This is a genomic window from Pseudomonas sp. WS 5071 (genome assembly GCF_012985765.1).
Classification (GTDB): Bacteria; Pseudomonadota; Gammaproteobacteria; order Pseudomonadales; family Pseudomonadaceae; genus Aquipseudomonas; species Aquipseudomonas lundensis_A.
In genome coordinates this window covers 1-20,125 of record NZ_JAAQWY010000011.1, presented here as the reverse complement: position 1 = coordinate 20,125, position 20,125 = coordinate 1, and the positions used below count along the sequence as shown (strand labels likewise).

Sequence of the window (20,125 nt, the reverse complement as noted above, 5' to 3'; positions counted from 1 at the left end):
GATCGCCATGCTGAGCCCGTACATGTCTCCCGTTGAGCGGATCTGGTTCTACAGTTTGCGCATCCTTTGCGCACTGATTCTGCTGTTCCTGATCTTGCCTGTGCTGGTCATCATTCCGTTGTCCTTCAACTCGGGGAGCTTTCTGGTGTACCCGCTGCAAGGGTTTTCCTTGCACTGGTATCAGGATTTCTTCGCCTCTGCCGAATGGATGCGCGCGCTGAAAAACAGCGTCATCGTTGCGCCGGCTGCCACAGTGCTGGCTATGGTGTTCGGTACGTTGGCGGCGATTGGTCTCACACGTGGTGACTTCCCGGGCAAGGCGCTGGTCATGGCACTGGTGATATCGCCTATGGTGGTGCCAGTGGTCATCATCGGCGTGGCCAGTTACCTGTTTTTTGCACCGCTGGGACTGGGCAACAGTTACTTCTCGTTGATCGTGGTGCATGCGGTGTTAGGTGTGCCATTTGTCATCATCACCGTGTCTGCGACATTGCAGGGTTTTAATCACAACCTGGTGCGTGCGGCTGCCAGCCTGGGGGCGTCGCCCTTGACGGCGTTCCGTCGGGTGACCTTGCCGCTGATTGCGCCGGGCGTCATTTCTGGTGCCCTGTTCGCCTTCGCCACGTCATTTGATGAAGTGGTGGTGACGCTGTTTCTGGCCGGGCCTGAGCAAGCGACCTTGCCACGCCAGATGTTCAGCGGCATTCGCGAAAACCTCAGCCCTACCATTGCGGCGGCGGCCACGTTGCTGATCGCATTCTCTGTGGTACTGCTGCTGACCCTTGAGTGGTTGCGCGGGCGCAGCGAGAAAATGCGTACGGCGCAGGTTCAGGCCTAGACCCAACAGGCGTCCCATAACGGGTAATCCCCGATTCGTGTAGTCAGTTGCGCGCGAATCGGGTTTTTGATCAGGTGGCGGGCGGTGGCCTTGAGGTCTTCTTCTTCGTGCAGGACGCGGTCATAAAACCCTTTTTGCCAGACACGCTCACTGGCGCAGGTCATTTCGTTGATGGTCAGGCTGCTGCGCGATTTAACCCTGCACATCACTTCTCCCAGCGTTTTGTGACGCAACTCGACAAGCCAGTGGCAATGATCAGGCATCACAACCCATGCGATTGACTTGACGATGCCATCGTCGTGCGCCTGCTTGAGTTGATTGACCACGAGACGTCCCACGTGAAAGTCGCTGAAGATCGGGCGGCGTTGTTCGGTAACGGTGGTGAGCAAATAAACACGGCCGGGCTCGGTGTTACGGCCTTTCAAGAGTTGCCCGCTGCTGTAGGACTTCGGCATTCCGTTGCCTTCCTCGTGGTGATCGTTGTTTAAACCTAGACGAGTTGTGGAAGCATGCCTTGTGCCTTTGTTCGCAAGATATTGCCGGAAGCTCCCTGGGGGCTCACTCGCCGCCGAAGGCTGCGATCGGTCGCGTAGCGTCTGCGAGGCGGTGTGCGGGTCGCGGTCGGCGGTATACAATGCGCGCCACCGTGTTTAGCTCACTAAAAGGTGCGTCATGCAGCCCTTCGCTATTGCCCCATCGATTCTTTCTGCCGATTTCGCCCGTCTTGGCGAAGAGGTGGACAACGTTCTCGCAGCGGGTGCTGACATCGTTCACTTCGATGTCATGGACAATCATTACGTGCCCAACCTGACCATCGGCCCGATGGTGTGCGCGGCCTTGCGCAAGTACGGGATCACGGCTCCCATCGACGCGCATTTGATGGTCAGCCCGGTGGACCGCATCATCGGTGACTTCATCGAAGCTGGCGCGACTTACATCACCTTCCACCCTGAAGCCACGCAGCACATCGACCGTTCCCTGCAATTGATCCGCGAAGGTGGTTGCAAGGCGGGCCTGGTGTTTAACCCGGCCACCCCGCTGGACGTGCTCAAGTACGTGATGGACAAGGTCGACATGGTTTTGCTGATGAGCGTGAACCCCGGCTTCGGCGGCCAGAAGTTCATTCCCGGTACTCTCGACAAATTGCGTGAAGCCCGTGCGCTGATCGATGCGTCGGGCCGCGACATCCGTCTGGAGATCGATGGGGGGGTGAACGTCGGCAACATCCGTGAAATTGCAGAAGCTGGCGCCGACACGTTTGTCGCGGGCTCGGCAATTTTCAACACGCCGAATTACGAAGAAGTGATTCAAAAAATGCGCGCCGAGCTTGCGTTGGCTCGCCCATGAGCGGTTTTGAGCAGCTACTGCAAGGGCAGCTGCCAAAACTGGTGATGTTCGATCTGGACGGCACCCTGATTGATTCGGTGCCGGACCTCGCGGCTGCGGTGGAAACCATGTTGCAGACGCTTGGGCGTCCGCCTGCCGGGCTCGAAAACGTCAAGATGTGGATCGGCAACGGGGCGCCGATGCTGGTGCGCCGGGCGCTGGCAGGCAATCTGGATGCGTCGGGCGTCGATGATGCCGAGGCTGAGCAGGCGCTGGAAGTGTTCATGGAGGCCTACGAGGGTGGCCATGCGCACACCAAGGTTTACCCGGGCGTGCGTGAAAGCCTCAAGTGGCTGCAAAAGCAGGGCGTCGAAATGGCCCTGATTACCAACAAGCCCGAACGCTTCGTGGCGCCGCTGCTGGATGAGTTGAAGCTGGGCCGGTTTTTCCGCTGGATCATTGGCGGTGACACCTTGCCACAGAAAAAGCCTGATCCCGCCGCGCTGCTGTTTGTGATGAAAATGGCCGGGGTCACCCCGCAGCAATCGATGTTTATCGGTGATTCACGCAATGACGTGTTGGCAGCCAAAGCTGCTGGCGTGCGTTGCGTGGCCCTGAACTACGGCTACAACCACGGTCGCCCGATTGAAGAAGAGTCGCCTGACATGGTGATTGGCAATTTGCAGGAGCTGATAGCCGGTTGCTTAGATTCGGCGGCTGAGATACCGTTGGGCTCTTCTGTTCACCCCTCTCGTAGAGATTCCATCGTGGTGGTCACTCGCAAACTCTGGATGAAAGTTATCAAGGCCCTGGCCCGTTGGCGTTGGCGCGCCTGACTTGAATCTGGCCGGAGATCCGGCACGTTTGCATACCTGACTGTTTGACCCTCAGACCACGAGGCACCTCATGATCCGTGAAGAATTCCTGCGTTTGGCCGCTGCCGGCTATAACCGTATCCCGCTTGCCCGCGAAACCCTTGCCGACTTCGACACACCGCTGTCGATCTACTTGAAATTGGCCGATGAGCCCAACTCCTATTTGCTGGAGTCGGTGCAGGGCGGCGAGAAGTGGGGGCGTTACTCGATCATCGGTTTGCCGTGCCGCACCGTATTGCGGGTACACGACCATCAGGTGCGCGTGACCCACGACGGTGTTGAGATCGAGTCCTGCGAGGCCGATGATCCGCTGGCGTTTGTCGAAGCCTTCAAGGCCCGTTACAACGTGCCGACCATTGCCGGATTGCCGCGTTTCAATGGCGGGCTGGTGGGCTACTTCGGTTATGACTGTGTGCGGTATGTGGAAAAACGTTTGGGCAAATGCCCGAACCCTGATCCGCTGGGCGTGCCGGACATCCTGTTGATGGTGTCGGATGCCGTGGTGGTGTTCGACAACCTGGCAGGCAAGATGCACGCGATTGTGCTGGTCGATCCGGCACAGCCTGAGGCGTACGAAGACGGTCAGGCGCGGCTTGAAGCCTTGCTTGAGCAACTGCGCCAGCCGATTGCGCCGCGCCGCGGTCTGGACTTCACGGCACAACAGGCTGCTGATCCGGTTTTCCGCTCCAGCTTTACCCAGAGCGACTACGAGAAAGCCGTCGACACCATCAAGGACTACATCCTGGCGGGCGATTGCATGCAGGTTGTGCCATCGCAGCGGATGTCCATCGACTTCAAGGCCGCGCCTATTGATTTGTACCGCGCGCTGCGCTGCTTCAATCCGACACCTTATATGTACTTTTTCAACTTCGGTGACTTCCACGTAGTGGGCAGTTCGCCTGAAGTGCTGGTGCGGGTCGAAGACAACCTGATTACCGTGCGCCCGATTGCTGGCACCCGCCCGCGGGGAGCAACCGAAGAAGCGGATGTGGCGCTGGAGCAAGACCTGCTCAGCGATGACAAGGAAATCGCCGAACACTTGATGCTGATCGACCTGGGGCGCAATGACACCGGCCGTGTCTCTGAAATCGGCTCGGTCAAACTCTCCGAAAAAATGGTGATCGAACGTTACTCCAACGTGATGCACATCGTTTCCAACGTCACCGGACAGCTAAAAAGCGGTCTGACGGCGATGGACGCGCTGCGGGCGATTCTCCCGGCAGGCACGTTGTCGGGTGCGCCGAAAATCCGTGCGATGGAAATCATCGACGAGCTGGAACCTGTCAAGCGTGGTGTGTATGGCGGTGCGGTCGGTTACTTCGCCTGGAACGGCAATATGGACACGGCCATCGCCATTCGTACGGCGGTGATCAAGAACGGTGAATTGCATGTGCAAGCGGGTGGCGGCATTGTCGCTGACTCGGTACCGGCCCTGGAGTGGGAAGAGACGCTGAATAAACGCCGCGCGATGTTTCGTGCCGTAGCGCTCGCCGAACAAACCCCCGCGTCCGACGCCTGAGGAGCTTAGCCATGTTGCTGATGATCGATAATTACGACTCTTTTACGTACAACGTAGTGCAGTACCTCGGCGAGCTGGGTGCAGAGGTCAAGGTGGTGCGCAACGATGAGCTGACCGTGGCCGAGATCGAAGCGCTCAAGCCCGAGCGCATTGTGGTCTCGCCCGGCCCGTGCACGCCGAATGAGGCAGGCATCTCGCTGGAAGCCATCCAGCACTTTGCGGGCAAATTGCCAATTCTGGGCGTGTGCCTGGGGCATCAATCCATCGGCCAGGCCTTTGGCGGCGACGTGGTGCGAGCGCGTCAGGTGATGCATGGCAAGACCAGTCCGGTTTATCACCTCGATACGGGGGTGTTCCACGGGTTGAACAACCCGTTGACCGTTACTCGCTATCACTCGCTGGTGGTCAAGCGCGAGACATTGCCCGACTGCCTCGAGCTGACGGCCTGGACGCAACATGCCGATGGTTCGGTCGACGAGATCATGGGCTTGCGCCATAAAACCCTCAACATCGAAGGGGTGCAGTTTCACCCTGAATCGATCCTGACCGAACAAGGTCATGAACTGTTCGCCAATTTTCTTAAACAAACCGGCGGCACGCGCTAAGGACTTCATATGGATATCAAGACTGCCCTGAACCGTATCGTCGGTCACCTCGACCTGAGCACCGAGGAAATGCGCGATGTGATGCGCGACATCATGACCGGCCAATGCACCGAGGCGCAGATCGGCGCCTTCATGATGGGCATGCGCATGAAGAGTGAAAGCATTGATGAAATCGTCGGTGCCGTTACTGTTATGCGCGAGCTGGCGGACAAAGTTGAACTCAATACGCTCGAGGGCGTGGTGGATATTGTTGGCACCGGCGGCGATGGTGCGAATATTTTCAACGTCTCCACAGCATCCGCGCTGGTGATCGCGGCAGCCGGTTGCACCGTTGCCAAACACGGTAATCGCGCCGTATCCGGCAAAAGCGGCAGTGCCGATTTGCTCGAGGCCGCGGGTGTTTACCTGAATCTGACCCCGGTGCAAGTGGCACGCTGCATCGACAGTGTGGGCATCGGTTTCATGTTTGCTCAATCCCATCATGGCGCCATGAAGCACGCGGCCATCCCGCGTCGCGATTTGGGCCTGCGCACCTTGTTCAACATGCTCGGCCCGCTTACGAATCCGGCGGGCGTGTTGCATCAGGTGGTCGGCGTGTTCAATCAGGCGTTGTGCCGTCCATTGGCTGAAGTGTTGCAGCGTCTGGGCAGCAAACATGTGCTGGTGGTTCATTCGCAGGACGGGCTGGACGAGTTCAGTCTTGCCGCGCCTACGTATGTCGCTGAGTTGCGCAAAGGCGAGATCACTGAGTATTGGGTTCAGCCCGAAGATCTGGGCATCAAGAGTCAAAGCCTGTTTGGTCTGGTGGTCGACAGCCCTGAACAATCGCTGGAGCTGATTCGCGATGCGTTGGGGCGTCGTAAAACCGAGGCCGGGCAAAAGGCCGCTGAGATGATCGTGCTCAATGCCGGTGCTGCGTTATACGCAGCCGATCTTGCCTACACTCTGAAAGAGGGTGTGGCGCTGGCGCACGATGCGCTGCACACCGGGCTGGCCCGGGAGAAGCTGGAAGAACTGGGCGCGTTTACCGCGATTTTCAAGCAGGAGAATGAAGCATGAGTGTGCCAACCGTTCTGGAAAAAATTCTGGCGCGTAAGGTTCAGGAAGTGGCCGAACGCAGCACGCGCATCAGTCTGGCTGAGCTTGAACGTCAGGCCGCTCAGGCCGATCCAGTCCGGGGCTTTGCCAACGCTTTGCTGGCGCAAGCCAAGCTGAAACAACCGGCCGTGATTGCCGAAATCAAAAAGGCATCCCCGAGCAAAGGTGTCATTCGCGAACACTTCGTGCCTGCCGAGATTGCGCAAAGTTATGAAAAAGGCGGCGCCACCTGCCTGTCAGTGCTGACCGACATCGATTACTTTCAAGGTGCCGATGCATACCTGCAGCAGGCGCGTGCCGCGTGCAAGCTGCCGGTCATTCGCAAGGATTTCATGATCGATCCTTATCAGATCGTTGAAGCCCGCGCGTTGGGTGCGGACTGCGTGTTGTTGATCGTATCCGCGCTGGATGACGTCAAAATGGCCGAGCTGGCCAGTGTTGCCAAAAGTGTCGGGCTTGATGTGCTGGTTGAGGTGCATGATGGCGATGAGCTGGAACGTGCGTTGAAAACCCTCGATACACCGTTGATCGGCATCAACAACCGCAACTTGCATACGTTCGACGTAAGCCTGGAAACCACGCTGGACCTGCTGCCGCGTGTGCCGCGTGATCGACTGGTGATTACCGAGAGCGGAATTCTGAACCGTGCCGATGTCGAGCTGATGGAAATCAGCGAGGTGTATTCGTTCCTGGTCGGTGAAGCGTTCATGCGCGCTGAAAATCCGGGCGCTGAACTGCAACGGTTGTTCTTCCCGGAGCGCAGTACGCCACTATCGAGTTCGACAGCGGATTAAACCCGGTCTCTGTTTTCCAAGGACTTACATGACCAGCACTCAGCGTCTTTCTGTCGAAGCCGGCCTCAAAGCCGAACAGGATTTATTGGCGTCGGTTTGCGCGGGTGAGCGTGAGGCCGGGGTGCTGTTTTGGCAGCCTACCGATCGGGCGCTGGTCATGCCCAAGCGTTTGGCTCGACTGCCCGGCTTCGAGAGTGCGAGTGTTGAACTGGCTGCCAGCGGCTGGCCGATCCTGCTGCGTGAGACGGGCGGTGAGCCGGTTCCGCAGTCGGCGTCTACGGTCAACATCGCCCTGGTTTACGCTCCGCCACGCAGCGAGGGTGATCAGGGACGAATCGAAACGGCTTATCGCCGTTTGTGCCAACCGATCTGCGATCTTTTGACCGAATTGGGCGGCATTGCGTCCTTGGGAGAAATTGAAGGGGCTTTCTGCGATGGCCGTTTCAACGTCAACCTGAACGGACGCAAGCTGGTGGGCACCGCTCAGCGCTGGCGTCAAAGTCAGGGCGGGCAGCGCCCGGTCGGGCTAGTTCATGGCGCATTGTTGCTGGATGACGAGCGTGAATCGATGGTGGCATCGGTCAATCGCTTCAATGAGCTGTGTTTACTGGAACAGCGTTGCCGTGCGGACAGCCACATCGCCTTGCATGAGGTTTTTGCGGCACCTGATTTTTTCGAACAGTTACAGGCCCGCTATCAAGGCATTCTGTTGCCCTTGCTCACGCCTTAACGCGTACCGAACACGACCATGGTCTTGCCTTTGACGCTGACCAGGTTTTGCTCTTCCAGGTCCTTGAGCACACGCCCGACCATCTCCCGCGAACAACCGACAATCCTGCCGATTTCCTGGCGCGTGACTTTGATTTGCATGCCATCAGGATGAGTCATTGCGTCAGGTTGCTTGCACAATTCAAGCAGGCAGCGTGCAACGCGCCCCGTAACATCAAAAAACGCCAGATCACCGACCTTGCGCGTGGTATTACGCAGTCGTTGAGCTATTTGGCCACTGAGGGCGTACAGAATTTCAGGTTCCTGATGCGCGTATTCCCTGAATTTGGCGTAAGTGATTTCTGCTACTTCGCATTCCGTCTTGGCCCGGACCCAGGCACTGCGCGCCTGCTCAAGGCCCGGTTGCTCGAATAACCCCAATTCGCCAATAAAGTCCCCTGCATTGAGGTAGGCAATGATCATCTCGCGACCGTCGTCGTCTTCGATCACGATGGTCACCGAGCCTTTGACGATGAAGAACAGCGTCTGCGAGCGTTCACCGGCACAAATGATGTTGCTTTTGGCTTGATAACGCTTGCGTTGGCAATGAGTCAGAAATTTGTCGAGGTTTTTGATCTTGGGTATGGGAGTAAGGGCAACCATGGTTGTGTCCCGTAAAGCCTGCACGGTAAGGGCCAGATCTATTTTTATATAGAGCGCTTGCCGGCTTGGCGCCAGCTAATTGGCGCCAGCTTAACAGACGAATTCTTTACCTAATGCAGAAATTTCCTTGAACGCTGTAAGACAAACCCTCGCTGGCGGTCGGTCATCGAATTTAGGCGCTGTGATAAGCTGGCGCCCCTTTTAAGACAGTGGAGTCTGAGCGATGAAGGCACGCATTCAATGGGCGGGCGAGGCCATGTTTTTGGGCGAATCGGGCAGTGGCCACGTCGTCGTCATGGACGGGCCTCCAGAAAGCGGCGGCCGGAACCTGGGTGTGCGTCCCATGGAGATGCTGCTGCTGGGCCTTGGCGGTTGCAGCAACTTTGATGTGGTGAGCATTCTCAAGAAATCGCGTCAGGCAGTCGAAAGCTGCGAGGCGTTCCTGGATGCGGAGCGCGCCACTGAAGACCCGAAAGTGTTCACCAAGATCCACCTGCACTTCGTGGTCAAGGGCCGCGGGTTGAAAGAGCCACAGGTCAAACGTGCGATCGAACTGTCTGCCGAGAAGTATTGCTCGGCGTCGATCATGCTGGGCGCAGCCGGGGTCGCCATCAGCCACGACTACGAAATAATCGAACTGGGCTGAGTGGACATTCAATTTTCATAAAAGCATTGCAGACTCTGGCGATCAGTCGCTGACGTCTGCATAATGCGCCACTTTTTTAAGGGTCGTGGCGGGGAATCATCCCGGCGGCGGGTCCGAACAGATAACCAAAATCGCCATCGCGAAGAGGTGTTAACCGTCCTACGCAGGTGCGTCCCACGCACTTGACGGGCATGCTGGATCACGCGGCCGAGCCGCATCGACATAGAGAGTTTTATTACGGTGAAAAGCAAACTCAAGCTCCACGGGTTCAATAACCTGACAAAGACCTTGAGCTTCAACATCTATGACATCTGCTATGCGGAAACCCCGCAAGACCAGCAGGCATACGTTGAGTACATCAATCAAGAGTACGACGCAGAACGCCTGACGCAGATCCTTACAGATGTGGTTGATATCATTGGTGCCAACATCCTGAACATCGCCCGTCAGGATTACGATCCCCAAGGCGCCAGCGTGACTATTCTGATTTCCGAGCAGCCGGTAACACCTACCGAAAGCCAGATCGAAGAATCCCCAGGCCCGCTGCCAGAGACCATTTTGGGTCACCTCGACAAAAGTCATATCACGGTGCATACCTATCCGGAGATTCATCCGGTGGACGGCATCGCGACGTTCCGTGTGGACATCGACGTGTCGACGTGCGGCGTTATTTCACCGCTTAAAGCTCTCAACTATCTGATCCATCAGTTTGATTCGGATATCGTGACGGTCGACTATCGCGTGCGCGGCTTTACCCGTGACGTGGAAGGCAAAAAGCACTTTATCGATCATGAGATCAATTCGATCCAGAACTACCTCTCCGAAGACACGCGCGACGGTTATCAAATGACTGACGTGAATGTGTACCAAGAGAACCTGTTTCATACCAAGATGCTGCTCAAGGACTTCGAACTGGATAACTACCTGTTCGGCGATGCCACGAGCAACCTTTCGACCGAGCAGCGCGCTCAGGTCACTGAGCGTGTGAAGCACGAAATGCTCGAAATCTTTTACGCGCGCAACATGTCGTAAGCAGCGAGCATCAAAAAAAGGCGGCTACCGTGAGGTAAGCCGCCTTTTTTGTGCGTACGTTGCGCGAGGGCGATTAAATGCGGTAGGTGCTTTTGGTCATGACTTTTGCCATCAGGCTCATGCCAAACTTCACGGGTGCCGGGAAACGATAACCGCCAGCGTCCAGGGCGGATTCAGCATGGTGTTCTTCGTCGATGCGCATTTGTTCAAGAATGGCCCGCGACTTTTCATCCTCGGGCGGCAGTTGCGCCAAGTGTTCGTTCAAGTGCTTGCACACTTGATCTTCGGTTGCGGCGACGAAACCCAGGCTGACCTTGTCGCTGATCAGACCCGCCACCGCGCCAATTCCGAAAGACATGCCGTAAAACAGCGGGTTTAGCACGCTCGGATGGCTTCCCAGTTGGCGAATACGTTGTTCGCACCAGGCCAGGTGATCGATTTCTTCTTCAGCGGCATGTTCCATGGCTTCGCGCACATGCGGCAGTTTGGCGGTCAGGGCCTGGCCCTGATACAAGGCCTGGGCGCAGACTTCGCCGGTATGGTTAATCCGCATGAGGCCCGCCACATGACGCGTGGCCTGTTCCCCCAGAGGGTTTTCAGGTTTGACGATGGCAGGCGAGGGGCGATACGGCTGGCCACTGAAAGGCAGCAAGGTGCGCATTGCGGTATCAGCTTGTAACAGAAGACGGTCAATCGGCGAGTAGTGACGTTGGGTAGTCATGCTTACCTCCGGAAAAAATCACGGCGGCCAGTTTACCCCAATCGGGCAGGCAGGGTTTGCGTTGGATCATGGGCAAGCGCGGGAGCGTTTGGCGTTCCCGCGCATGATTGTCGCTGAATCAGCCCGGAGGCCAGTTCATTTGGCGCTGACCCAGCACATGCATATGGATGTGGTAAACCGTTTGGCCGCCATCTTCATTGCAGTTCATGACAACGCGAAAACCCTTCTCGCAGCCTTGTTCCACGGCCAGACGCTGGGCGGTGAACAAAATATGACCGGCCAGTGCTTTGTCTTCTTCGGTCAGGTCGTTGAGGGTGCGAATTGGTTTTTTCGGAATGACCAGAAAATGCACAGGCGCTTGTGGCGCAATGTCGTGAAAGGCCAGTACCTGATCATCTTCGTAGATGATCTTCGCGGGTATTTCACGGTTGATGATCTTGGTGAACAGAGTATCCAAAGCTGTATCTCCGTAAGTGAAGTCTGTTCTGAGTGTACTCAGGGGATCGTTGGGCGGCCAGCTACCTTAACGAGGACAGTACGACTTGTTAACCGAGGCGGCGATTTTGCGTGTCATCCAGCGCGACAGTACGCGAGGCACACGGGTCAGCCAGCGATTTCGCCAGCCCGGCATGATGATGGCCTTGTTCTTTTCAAGTGCGCGTACGGTATAGAGCGCGACTTCTTCGGGGCTCAGTGCATGACGATTGTGTTTGAGGGGTTCGGCGTTCATGTTCGCTGCCTCAAAAAAACCGGTGCGGGTGATGCCGGGGCAGAGCACTGACACCTTGATCCCGGTTTTCTTGACCTCTTCGCGCAAACCCTCCGAAAAGTGCAGTACATACGCTTTACTCGCGAAGTAGGTGCTCAACCAAGGACCCGGCTGATACGCCGCGATCGATGAAACGTTCAGGATCTGCCCGCCGCCCTGTACCGCCATCATATTGCCGATGGCGTGGCACAGCCGAGTAAGTGCAAGCACATTGAGTTCGATCAAGTCTTGCTCAGCGCTCCAGTCGTGCGCCAGGAAAGGACCGCAGGTGCCGATCCCCGCGCAATTGATCAGCAAATCAATCTGTCTGTCACCTTCTTCCAGCTCCAGCAGGAAGCCCGACAACCTCAGTGGCTCACCCAAATCGCAGGCGCGGATCAGCACTTCTACGCCAAAGCGCTGAGTGAATTCGAGGGCGATGGCCTCCAGTGCATCCCGTTGGCGGGCAACCAGGATCAAACTGCGCCCGCGACGGGCTAGGGCTTCTGCCAGGGCCAGGCCAATGCCGCTTGAGGCGCCAGTGATCAAAGCGTAACGGGTCATGCTGTTCTCCATCGCAACGGTTCAGTCCGGTGACAATGATGTCCCTGGCGTTAGCGCGTTTATTAAAAAGCGCAGTCTACAGGCTGTTGGTGCTGGCTGCGTTGATGAACGAGGCCGCGAGGCCAAGTGTGAAGGCGAGGATTGTCGCGATTATTGAAAGGATCGCAAAAGTGATCGAAACCCAGGCCAGGACTTTGACTGCAGTGCTGTTAGGGGGAGGTGGCGGACCATACTGATTCGGCCCCGTTGTACCCGGCATCAATACCAGCATGAAGGAGAGAATCAGGGTCGCGACGGGCACAAGATGCAGCAAGAGCATCCACGCTGACCAATTGAGGTCATGCAGGCGCTGCGCGCTTATTCTCAGGCTGATAATCAAATAGGCCAGCATCACCGTCAGGCTGCAGGTGATCCCCAATGTGTAGGAAATGTGGGTTATCAGCATGGACGGGATGAGGACGGCGCCAGCGATTGCTGTGAGCACCAGTGTCCACGCCAGCATTCGCATACGGCCAATGCGACCGTTGAACCCCAATGGATCCAGCGTGCCGTAAACCGTTTGAGGTGATTTTTCCAGGCTAATTTCTGGCATTACTACTTCCTTGTCCGGTAGCTAAAAATTAAAGCCCGCCGAGTGGCGGGCTTCGCTGTTTCAACGGTGCGGCCAATGCTCGGATAGCCGTTGAGTTTCGCTTAACGCCTGGCGGTATTCTTCTTCCAGGCGTGCGATCAGCTCATCTGTTGAAGGCAAGTCGGAAATTTCGCCTACGCCCTGACCTGCCGACCACACGGTTTTCCAGGCTTTGGCTTCATCACTGAGCGGTTTCAGTTTGTTTCCTGACTCCGTTTTGCTTTGCAGCGCCGCCAAGTCATAGCCGGCGTTTTCAAGACTTTGCCGCATAAAGCTGGCAGGTACGCCTGACACGGCCGGGGTGTGGATGATATCGGCCGCGTGGGATGCGAGCAGCATCTCTTTATAAGCCTCAGGAGCATGGCTTTCGCAGGTTCCGATAAAGCGCGTGCCCATGTAAGCCAAATCGGCGCCGATTGTTTGAGCTGCCAATATCTCGTGGCCATGGTTCAGGCAGCCTGCGAGAAGGAGCGTTTTGTCGAAGAACTGGCGTATTTCTGCTGCCAGGGCGAAAGGGCTCCAAGTGCCCGCATGCCCACCTGCGCCAGCAGCGACGGCAATCAAGCCATCTACACCTGCTTGCGCGGCCTTTTCGGCGTGACGGCGGGTGGTGACATCATGGAAGACCACGCCGCCATAGCTGTGAACGGCGTCGACCACCTCTTTGACGGCGCCCAGGCTGGTGATCACGATGGGCACTTTGTGCTCGACGCAAATGGCAAGGTCTGCTTCAAGCCGCGGGTTGCTGTTGTGCACGATCAGGTTCACAGCGTAGGGCGCCGGGTTATCCAGCAGCGTAAGGCCTGCTTCGATTTCCTCCAGCCAGGCCTTGAACCCCAGGCTGTCGCGCTGGTTCAGTGCCGGAAAACTGCCGACTACGCCATTACGGCAACAGGCAAGTACCAGTTGCGGGTTGGAAATCAGAAACATCGGCGCGGCCACCACCGGCAGGCGTAAGCGTTGTTCAAGCAGGGCAGGCAGTGACATCGGATAACCTCGTTGAAAGATGAGATGAGTTAGAACGGTTTGACCACCACAAGAATGACGATAGCGATCAGAAACAGGACAGGTACTTCGTTGAACCAGCGGAAGTACACATGGCTGCGGGTATTTTCTCCACGGGCGAAGCGCTTCACCTGTGCGCCACACATATGGTGATAGCCGATTAGCAGCACCACCAATGTCAATTTGGCATGCATCCAGCCCTGGCTGAAGTAGCCGCCAGGGTTAAGGCTGATCAACCAGCCGCCAAAAATGATTGTGGCGATCATCGCGGGTCCCATGATGCCGCGATATAGCTTGCGCTCCATTACGCTGAATCGCTCTTTGCTGACGGAATCTTCACTTTGTGCGTGGTAAACAAACAGGCGAGGCAGGTAAAACAGGCCAGCAAACCAACAGACGATGCTGATGATGTGGAAGGCTTTAAGCCATAGATAAAGCATTTTTAGTTATTCCCAGGTTCACGGTAGATCAAATAGTAGTAGTAGAGCGTCTGTGAGTCACCTTGGCGGTTGTCGCAGGGACGCGCTGTCCCTATTATCGATGGCTTTCCAGTGGGTTCGTTGAGGGGCAGGTTATGGTCAAGGTCGGTATTGTCGGCGGCACGGGTTACACCGGGGTCGAATTGCTGCGTTTGCTGGCACAGCATCCGCAGGCTGAAGTGGTGGTGATCACTTCTCGATCCGAAGCGGGCCTGCCGGTTGCCGATATGTATCCCAACCTGCGCGGTCATTACGACGGCCTTGCCTTTAGCGTGCCGGATACTCTGACGCTGGCGGCATGTGACGTGGTTTTTTTCGCGACGCCGCATGGTGTGGCTCATGCCTTGGCGGGTGAATTGCTTGCAGCAGGTACCAAGGTTATCGACCTGTCGGCCGATTTCCGTCTGCAAGATGCTGATGAGTGGGCTAAATGGTACGGCCAGCCGCATGGCGCGCCTGAGCTGCTCAAGGAAGCTGTTTATGGTTTGCCGGAGGTGAATCGTGAGCAAATCAGGCAAGCACGGCTGATTGCTGTGCCGGGTTGTTATCCAACGGCGACCCAGCTGGGTTTTTTGCCTTTGCTGGAAGCTGGCCTTGCCGATACATCGGTTTTGATTGCCGACTGCAAGTCGGGCGTGAGCGGGGCTGGTCGCGGTGCTAGCGTAGGTTCTCTATACGCAGAAACGTCTGAAAGCATGAAGGCTTATGCCGTAAAAGGGCATCGTCACCTGCCTGAAATTCGTCAGGGGTTACGTCGGGCGGCCGGTAAAGATGTCGGGCTGACATTCGTCCCACATTTGACGCCGATGATTCGCGGGATCCATTCCACGTTGTACGCGACCGTTACCGATCGCTCTGTGGATCTGCAGGCGTTGTTTGAAAAGCGTTATGCCAATGAGCCTTTTGTGGATGTGATGCCCGCTGGCAGCCACCCTGAAACTCGCAGTGTGCGAGGCGCCAATGTGTGCCGAATCGCTATTCACCGCCCGCAAGATGGTGATCTGGTGGTGGTGTTGTCCGTCATCGACAATTTGGTCAAGGGCGCGTCGGGTCAGGCTGTACAGAACATGAATATCCTGTTTGGTCTGGATGAGCGTTTGGGCCTGTCCCACGCCGGAATGCTGCCTTAACACCAGCAGATATGCTCAAGCGGTAAGTGCCCAGCTTGCCGCTGCTACTTATGAATAGTTGACCGCTTTTCTAGGAGAAGCGGATAATGCGCGTCATCACGCATTATGGCGGCATAGCGCCGGGAGATAGTCAGCATGAGCGTCGAATCCTTCACCCCCATGGCTTTGCAATTCACCGAAGGTGCTGCGCACAAGGTGAAGAGCCTGGTCGATGAAGAGGGTAATGATCGTTTGAAGCTGCGCGTGTTTGTGACGGGCGGCGGTTGTTCAGGTTTTCAGTACGGTTTCACGTTTGATGAGGACGTTGCAGACGATGACACTATCGTCGAGCGCGAGGGTGTGAGCCTAGTGGTTGACCCAATGAGCTTCCAGTACCTGGCGGGTGCTGAGGTGGACTATCAGGAAGGTCTGGAAGGTTCGCGTTTTGTGATCAAGAACCCGAATGCCACTACGACCTGTGGTTGTGGCTCGTCATTCTCGATTTGATCGGGTAGTAGAAGCACGCTAAACGCCGCGTCGATACGCGGCGTTTTGCTGTCTGCCTTTTATGGAGTGGGTGTTCAGGCGGGATAGATAGCGCCGAGGATACGCATGCCGCGTGCACCCGTCACGCTGGGGCGGTTGGTGGGAATACCCTCCAGACAGCAATGGGCCAGCCATGCAAATGCCATGGCCTCTACCCAATCGGGATCCACCCCTTTGATCAGGGTGCTATTGACCTTGGTATGTGGAAGAAGCGAAGCCAGCCGTGTCATCAACGCGGTGTTGTGCGCACCACCACCGCATACCAGAAGCTCGTCGGTGCGCGGTTGGGCTATTTGCAGTGAGTTCACGATCGTAAGCGCTGTGAGTTCGAGCAGGGTTGCTTGAATGTCTTCAGCGGGGAATGCTGGCAAGCTGACGAGGTGATGCTTCAGCCAATTCAGGTTAAAGACCTCACGCCCGGTGCTTTTCGGACCCTGTGTCTTGAAGAATGGATCGCTTAACAAGCTCTTGAGAAGGATGGGCTCCACAGTGCCGCTGGCCGCCCACTGGCCGCTGCGGTCATAGAGGTCGCCGCGTGTATCTTGTATCCAGGCATCCAGCAAGACATTTCCCGGGCCGCAGTCGAAACCAGCTACAGGCTCGGTAGGTGTTATCAAGCTTAGGTTGCTGAACCCGCCTACGTTTAATACGGCTCGATAGCTACCCTCGTTATTGAACAGGGCTTCGTGAAATGCAGGCACAAGCGGCGCACCCTGGCCGCCAGCTGCTACATCCCGCCGACGGAAATCACCGACCACGCAAATACCTGTTAGCTCGGCCAATAACGCTGGGTTACCGATTTGTACCGTAAAACCCAGGGCGGGTTCGTGCCGGATGGTCTGGCCATGGCTACCTATCGCCCGGATGTCTTTTGGAGAGAGCTGCTGTTGTGCGAGAAGTGCGTGCACCCCTTGCGCTGCAAGCTCAACCCAATGATTTTCAGCAATGGCGCAGCGTGCAACTTCGTCAGGGCCGCTGGTGCAAAGGCCGAGTAATTCGGCGCGTAATGACGAAGGCATGGGGGTGTAGTGAGAGGCGAGAAGCTTGATGCTCGCCCCTAACTCAATCAAGGCGATGTCCATGCCATCAAGGCTTGTGCCGGACATTACCCCTATGTAGAGCGCCATGGCTTAGCGCTTGCTCGAAGCAAGCATTGTGGCTTTTTCCTGATTCATGCGGGCCATTAACGGTTGGCTCTGTTGCATGAACCGGGCGCGTTCATTTTTGGCAATCGGGTCAGCCATTGGCAGCTTTTGCCCAAGCGGGTCAACGTGGACGCCGTTGACCTGAAACTCATAGTGCAAGTGCGGACCTGTCGACAGGCCGGTGGTGCCAATGTAGCCAATCACTTGCCCCTGCTTGACGGAGCCGCCAGTTTTGACGCCTTTGGCAAACCCCTGCATGTGCCCATAGAGCGTGCGATATGTGTTGCCGTGCTGAATGATCACGGTGTTGCCGTAACCACCGCGCCGGCCTGCAAGTAACACTTTGCCATCGCCAGCGGCCTTGATGGGAGTGCCGCGTGGAGCAGCATAATCCACGCCTTTGTGAGCACGAATTTTGTTCAGGATCGGGTGTTTGCGCCCGGAAGAAAAGCGTGAGCTGATGCGGGCAAAATCTACCGGTGTGCGGATGAATGCCTTGCGCATGCTATTGCCATCAGCCGTGTAGTAATTGCTGATGCCCTGCTTGTTGGTGTAACGAACGGCTGTATAGGTCTTGCCGCGGTTGGTGAAACGTGCAGACAAGATGTTGCCAGTACCCACTGTTTTCCCGTTGACCACTTTTTGCTCGTAGATAACCTCAAACTGGTCACCTGGACGAATGTCTTGGGCAAAGTCGATGTCATAACCGAATACTTTGGCCATATCCATCGTCATGCTGTGGGGCAGGCCGGCACGCTGACCGGAAGTAGAAAGCGAGCTGCTGATTACGCCGTGAACGTAAGCTGTGCGCACTGTCGGCTGCGCAGTAACACGGCGAAACGAATACCCTTTTGCTGTCTTGCTCAGGGTGATTGTTTCAAGATCGCTGACGCGGCTGTGCAGGTTGTTGAGCTGGCCGTCTGCGCCCATCTCAAACTCTAGTTTCTGGCCATGTTTAAGCTGGCTGAACTGTTTGGCTTGTTTGTCGCTGGCCAAAACCTCATGCACTGATGAGGCGGGAAGGCCCACCTTCTCAAAAAGCGTAGAGAGCGTGTCACCTTTGGCGACAACTACTTCGCGGTGGCTCGGCTCTTTCTTGTCTTCAACTTTTGCAGTCGCAGCGGGCGTACTGTCTTGCTGATCTATTTGGGTAAACGGGGCGGGTGTAGCTTCATTTGTGGCCTGAACGAGTTCGGCGGCGTCTTGATCTTGTGTCAGTTGTTCAGCAGGGGTTTCCAGCTCCAGATTTAGAGTCGTGCGTTTGGCTTCTACTTCGCTGGAGGGAAACACCAGCAGCGCCAAACTCAATAAGGCTGCGATCCCGCTTGCGGCGAGAAGGTGGGTCTTCGGATAAAGCGGTGGCGCTTTAGGCGGTTGACTGGTCATAGGTAATTTGACTTTGAGATAAAGGATGAATTGGAAAAGATGACTGACACGGTGAAGATGAAATAACTGTATAAAATATAACCAAAACGCCCTTGAAGCAAGTTGACCACACATTAACTGACAGATAGCCACCCGTACGCCTGCCAGAACTTGTATTTAGCGGGTGATCTTGTATGGTTGGATCCCTTTGAATTTGAGCCTTACGGGTCTGATATGAAGTCGGTTGAAGAGCAGCTAGCGCTAATCAAGCGTGGTGCCGAAGAGGTACTGGTCGAGTCGGAATTGGTTGAGAAGTTGAAGCGTGGCCAACCGCTGCGTATTAAGGCTGGATTTGACCCTACTGCACCCGATCTGCATTTGGGACACACCGTACTGATCAATAAGCTGCGCCAGTTTCAGGAATTGGGACATCACGTCATCTTTCTGATTGGTGACTTTACGGGGATGATTGGTGATCCAAGTGGTAAGAGTGCGACGCGTCCTCCGCTGACGCGCGAACAAGTACTCGACAACGCCGAAACCTACAAGACCCAGGTCTTCAAGATTCTCGATCCATCGAAAACCGAAGTGGCGTTCAACTCTACCTGGATGGATCAGATGGGGCCTGCGGATTTTATTCGTCTGACGTCCCAATACACCGTAGCGCGCATGCTTGAGCGCGACGACTTTGATAAGCGCTATACCACGAATCAGCCGATTGCCATTCACGAGTTTTTGTACCCTTTGGTACAAGGGTATGACTCGGTTGCCTTGCGAGCGGATGTCGAGTTGGGCGGTACCGATCAGAAATTCAATTTGCTGATGGGTCGTGAGTTGCAGCGCGGTTATGGGCAAGAGGTGCAGTGCATTGTCACGATGCCTTTGCTTGAGGGGTTGGATGGCGTCAAGAAGATGTCCAAATCCTTGGGTAATTACGTGGGCATCCAAGAAGCGCCGGGGGTGATGTATAGCAAGTTGGTGTCTATCCCGGATGCATTGATGTGGCGTTACTTTGAGCTGCTCAGCTTTCGTTCCATGGATGAGATCAATGGCCTTAAGGCTGAGGTTGAGGCCGGTGCCAATCCACGTGACATCAAAATCAAGCTGGCTGAAGAGATTGTGGAGCGTTTCCATGGTGCAGAGGCTGCAGCCAATGCGCACCGTGGTGCGGGTAATCGCATGAAAGACGGTGAGTTGCCGGATGACTTGCCGGAGATTGAATTGGTTGCGGCGGAAGATATGCCTATTGCGGCTGTGCTCAATAAGGCCGGGCTGGTGAAGAACTCTGCTGTTGCTCGTGATTTGTTGGGGTCGGGTGGTGTGCGTATAGATGGTGAGGTCGTGGATCGCTCCTATATATATGTGCTGGGCTCCACGCATGTTTGTCAGGCTGGCAAGAAGGCGTTTGCTCGAATTACATTGAAATCTGAATAAATTTGAAAATAGTGCTGGACGGCGCATTTTGTTTGCCTATAATGCGCCCCAGTTCCGGCGCAGTCGAAGCGGAAAACTCCTTTAGATTCAAAGAGTTAAACGATTTCGAAAGTGTCAGCTTCAAGTCATCGAAGCAGGAAATGAGGTGTTGACAGCAGCGTGTAACGCTGTAGAATTCGCCTCCCGCTGACGAGAGATCGAAAGCGCAAGTGGTTGATGTTACAGAGGAAGCTTTGAAAACATCTTAAAATAACCGCTTGACAGCAACAGGGGC

The 20,125-nt window shown here is 56.0% G+C and carries 23 protein-coding genes; 13 read left to right on the top strand and 10 right to left on the bottom strand.

Translation table 11 applies throughout. The features are described from left to right. The first annotated feature begins 7 nt into the window (after window positions 1–7). Window positions 8–838: an ABC transporter permease gene (locus tag HBN61_RS08975; protein WP_170046553.1), complete on the top strand. Its 831-nt coding sequence runs from the start codon at window positions 8–10 to the stop codon at window positions 836–838. Here HBN61_RS08975 and HBN61_RS08970 read toward each other — a convergent pair. Beyond that, entirely contained in the window at window positions 835–1,293 is a 459-nt protein-coding gene (locus tag HBN61_RS08970) for an REP-associated tyrosine transposase (RefSeq protein WP_094992852.1), read from the bottom strand. The genes HBN61_RS08975 and HBN61_RS08970 overlap by 4 nt on opposite strands. Before the next feature lie 217 nt (window positions 1,294–1,510). Between HBN61_RS08970 and rpe the strand changes: the two genes are divergently transcribed. From rpe to HBN61_RS08935, 7 genes are all read left to right on the top strand, one after another. Then, window positions 1,511–2,185 carry a ribulose-phosphate 3-epimerase gene (gene rpe / locus HBN61_RS08965; protein WP_094992853.1) on the top strand — a complete coding sequence of 225 codons (675 nt, stop codon included), beginning with the start codon at window positions 1,511–1,513 and terminating at the stop codon, window positions 2,183–2,185. Further along, window positions 2,182–3,000, top strand: a complete 819-nt coding sequence (locus tag HBN61_RS08960; RefSeq protein WP_094992854.1) for a phosphoglycolate phosphatase — start codon at window positions 2,182–2,184, stop codon at window positions 2,998–3,000. Before rpe ends, HBN61_RS08960 begins: the two co-directional genes overlap by 4 nt. A gap of 70 nt (window positions 3,001–3,070) precedes the next feature. Next, window positions 3,071–4,558: an anthranilate synthase component I gene (gene trpE, locus HBN61_RS08955; protein ID WP_170046552.1), complete on the top strand. Its 1,488-nt coding sequence runs from the start codon at window positions 3,071–3,073 to the stop codon at window positions 4,556–4,558. An 11-nt stretch (window positions 4,559–4,569) separates the two neighbouring features. Next, window positions 4,570–5,163, top strand: coding sequence for an aminodeoxychorismate/anthranilate synthase component II (locus tag HBN61_RS08950; protein WP_170046551.1), 594 nt, complete (start codon window positions 4,570–4,572; stop codon window positions 5,161–5,163). A gap of 9 nt (window positions 5,164–5,172) precedes the next feature. After that, window positions 5,173–6,222: an anthranilate phosphoribosyltransferase gene (trpD, locus tag HBN61_RS08945; RefSeq protein ID WP_094992857.1), complete on the top strand. Its 1,050-nt coding sequence runs from the start codon at window positions 5,173–5,175 to the stop codon at window positions 6,220–6,222. Beyond that, window positions 6,219–7,055 (top strand): indole-3-glycerol phosphate synthase TrpC, encoded by an 837-nt coding sequence (gene trpC, locus HBN61_RS08940; RefSeq protein ID WP_170046550.1) that lies wholly within the window; start codon window positions 6,219–6,221, stop codon window positions 7,053–7,055. The genes trpD and trpC overlap by 4 nt, the downstream gene beginning before the upstream one ends. A gap of 28 nt (window positions 7,056–7,083) precedes the next feature. Continuing rightward, window positions 7,084–7,785, top strand: a complete 702-nt coding sequence (locus HBN61_RS08935) for a lipoate--protein ligase family protein (RefSeq protein WP_094992859.1) — start codon at window positions 7,084–7,086, stop codon at window positions 7,783–7,785. Here HBN61_RS08935 and crp read toward each other — a convergent pair. Further along, on the bottom strand, window positions 7,782–8,426 hold the full coding sequence (crp, locus tag HBN61_RS08930; RefSeq protein WP_094992860.1) for a cAMP-activated global transcriptional regulator CRP: 645 nt from the start codon (window positions 8,424–8,426) through the stop codon (window positions 7,782–7,784). The genes HBN61_RS08935 and crp overlap by 4 nt on opposite strands. Window positions 8,427–8,649: 223 nt before the next feature. Here crp and HBN61_RS08925 point away from each other — a divergent pair, with 223 nt between their 5' ends. Beyond that, a complete protein-coding gene (locus HBN61_RS08925) occupies window positions 8,650–9,072 on the top strand; it encodes an OsmC family protein (protein WP_094992861.1) in 423 nt (140 codons plus the stop codon). A gap of 240 nt (window positions 9,073–9,312) precedes the next feature. Further along, a complete protein-coding gene (speD, locus tag HBN61_RS08920; protein ID WP_047277964.1) occupies window positions 9,313–10,104 on the top strand; it encodes an adenosylmethionine decarboxylase in 792 nt (263 codons plus the stop codon). A 73-nt stretch (window positions 10,105–10,177) separates the two neighbouring features. On the opposite strand, the gene coq7 is transcribed toward speD, so the two are convergent. The 6 genes from coq7 to hemJ form a co-directional block, all read right to left on the bottom strand. After that, entirely contained in the window at window positions 10,178–10,825 is a 648-nt protein-coding gene (gene coq7 / locus HBN61_RS08915; protein WP_094992862.1) for a 2-polyprenyl-3-methyl-6-methoxy-1,4-benzoquinone monooxygenase, read from the bottom strand. Between the two features lie 118 nt (window positions 10,826–10,943). Continuing rightward, window positions 10,944–11,282 (bottom strand): histidine triad nucleotide-binding protein, encoded by a 339-nt coding sequence (locus HBN61_RS08910; protein WP_005792015.1) that lies wholly within the window; start codon window positions 11,280–11,282, stop codon window positions 10,944–10,946. A gap of 66 nt (window positions 11,283–11,348) precedes the next feature. After that, window positions 11,349–12,137, bottom strand: coding sequence for an SDR family NAD(P)-dependent oxidoreductase (locus HBN61_RS08905; protein WP_094992863.1), 789 nt, complete (start codon window positions 12,135–12,137; stop codon window positions 11,349–11,351). Window positions 12,138–12,213: 76 nt separating this feature from the next. Beyond that, entirely contained in the window at window positions 12,214–12,729 is a 516-nt protein-coding gene (locus HBN61_RS08900) for a DUF805 domain-containing protein (RefSeq protein ID WP_170046549.1), read from the bottom strand. A gap of 60 nt (window positions 12,730–12,789) precedes the next feature. Continuing rightward, window positions 12,790–13,755, bottom strand: a complete 966-nt coding sequence (locus HBN61_RS08895) for an NAD(P)H-dependent flavin oxidoreductase (RefSeq protein ID WP_094992865.1) — start codon at window positions 13,753–13,755, stop codon at window positions 12,790–12,792. Between the two features lie 29 nt (window positions 13,756–13,784). Then, window positions 13,785–14,213: a protoporphyrinogen oxidase HemJ gene (hemJ, locus tag HBN61_RS08890; protein WP_169961981.1), complete on the bottom strand. Its 429-nt coding sequence runs from the start codon at window positions 14,211–14,213 to the stop codon at window positions 13,785–13,787. A gap of 134 nt (window positions 14,214–14,347) precedes the next feature. Between hemJ and argC the strand changes: the two genes are divergently transcribed. Further along, window positions 14,348–15,382, top strand: a complete 1,035-nt coding sequence (gene argC, locus HBN61_RS08885; protein WP_170046548.1) for an N-acetyl-gamma-glutamyl-phosphate reductase — start codon at window positions 14,348–14,350, stop codon at window positions 15,380–15,382. Window positions 15,383–15,517: 135 nt separating this feature from the next. Further along, window positions 15,518–15,868 (top strand): iron-sulfur cluster insertion protein ErpA, encoded by a 351-nt coding sequence (gene erpA / locus HBN61_RS08880; protein WP_094992868.1) that lies wholly within the window; start codon window positions 15,518–15,520, stop codon window positions 15,866–15,868. A 74-nt stretch (window positions 15,869–15,942) separates the two neighbouring features. Here erpA and HBN61_RS08875 read toward each other — a convergent pair whose 3' ends face one another. After that, on the bottom strand, window positions 15,943–17,034 hold the full coding sequence (locus HBN61_RS08875; RefSeq protein ID WP_094992869.1) for an anhydro-N-acetylmuramic acid kinase: 1,092 nt from the start codon (window positions 17,032–17,034) through the stop codon (window positions 15,943–15,945). A 3-nt stretch (window positions 17,035–17,037) separates the two neighbouring features. Further along, window positions 17,038–18,438: a peptidoglycan DD-metalloendopeptidase family protein gene (locus HBN61_RS08870; RefSeq protein ID WP_170046598.1), complete on the bottom strand. Its 1,401-nt coding sequence runs from the start codon at window positions 18,436–18,438 to the stop codon at window positions 17,038–17,040. Window positions 18,439–18,651: 213 nt separating this feature from the next. Here HBN61_RS08870 and tyrS point away from each other — a divergent pair, with 213 nt between their 5' ends. Next, window positions 18,652–19,851 carry a tyrosine--tRNA ligase gene (gene tyrS, locus HBN61_RS08865; protein ID WP_170046547.1) on the top strand — a complete coding sequence of 400 codons (1,200 nt, stop codon included), beginning with the start codon at window positions 18,652–18,654 and terminating at the stop codon, window positions 19,849–19,851. Window positions 19,852–20,125: the final 274 nt, after the last annotated feature.